At 32.6% G+C, this 1,006-nt stretch carries 2 protein-coding genes and 1 pseudogene; all 3 read right to left on the bottom strand.

Annotation, left to right across the window (positions count from 1 at the left end):
* Positions 1-208: 208 nt before the first annotated feature.
* The gene (locus MOB01S_RS12500; protein ID WP_157074006.1) at positions 209-361 is read right to left on the bottom strand and encodes a hypothetical protein; all 153 of its coding nucleotides are present in this window, start codon (positions 359-361) and stop codon (positions 209-211) included.
* A gap of 7 nt (positions 362-368) precedes the next feature.
* Positions 369-503, bottom strand: a pseudogene (locus MOB01S_RS12505) (IS1 family transposase); the annotation flags it as partial.
* A gap of 61 nt (positions 504-564) precedes the next feature.
* A complete protein-coding gene (locus MOB01S_RS12045) occupies positions 565-750 on the bottom strand; it encodes a DarT1-associated NADAR antitoxin family protein (protein WP_066805866.1) in 186 nt (61 codons plus the stop codon).
* Between the last annotated feature and the right edge of the window lie 256 nt (positions 751-1,006).

Consider the following 1,006-nt stretch of genomic DNA (forward strand, 5'->3'; position numbering starts at 1 on the left):
AAAACCGCTTAATGTATCTAAAATTTCATGGGCTTCTTCGTAGGTTTTGGGTGTGCCATGTTTGATGTCGTAAACGTAAATGCCGTTACTGCTCATGGGTTGATTCCTTTAAGTTAAGTAAAAAAATAATCAAAATTCGTAAATTGAATGCTATTTTCAAGTAAGGCATTCCATAGGTCAAGTGTATTTCTCAACCTATGGTCTCTGCTTATTTGCCTTTAAACCGTGTCCACGTTTTGGCAAGCTCTTGTTCCGCCCGTCTCATCCAGCTTTCATCTTTGTCTTGCCCTTTTTTGATAAGGTGAGACAAGTTTAAATGAATTTGGCTGCCTGAAAATATAGTCAATTCAAAATAAGGCATTGTAAACTCAAAATACACATCTCAACCCATTATTCCACTTAGCAAACAAAAGATTAAGTGAGCATTCTATCATCTTTTGACACTTAGAATAGCACTTCGTCTTTCTTTTAAACCTTGCTAAGTAATGTCTGATTAAAAGGTTTCGTTCATTGTTAATCTGATTTATGGTAAAGTTGGGATATTATAGGTTATGTATTTTTGGTTTACAATACCGATATTTCTAAAATATTCACAAAACCAAATATTTCATTGATTGCTTGATGTAGCGAACGAATTGATTTTTGTTTCTGACTAACAGCAAAACCAGAATGATAGGTAAAATCCACCATTTCAACATCAACTAATTTGCTTGGATTTGAGCTTGGAATAAAAACGGGTCGTTTAGCCATATATAACCTTTTATATATTTGGGTTCAAATGTTGTGTTTGGCATAACCTTTACTTTGGCATTATTTAGATAGTTTAACTTATTTTGAAATAAGGATAAATGTTTGGTTTCGCCACCAAAATTCTAAACAAATCAGACTACCAATACCACCTAGATAATACCAAACTAATATGCCACCTAAAAAGAATACCTATTTTTCTCAACGGACAGTCTAACATATTTTTAAAACTTATACAAAATGATTAGATGTTATAGTC

Source organism: Moraxella oblonga NBRC 102422 (assembly GCF_001598275.1).
GTDB lineage: Bacteria > Pseudomonadota > Gammaproteobacteria > Pseudomonadales > Moraxellaceae > Moraxella > Moraxella oblonga.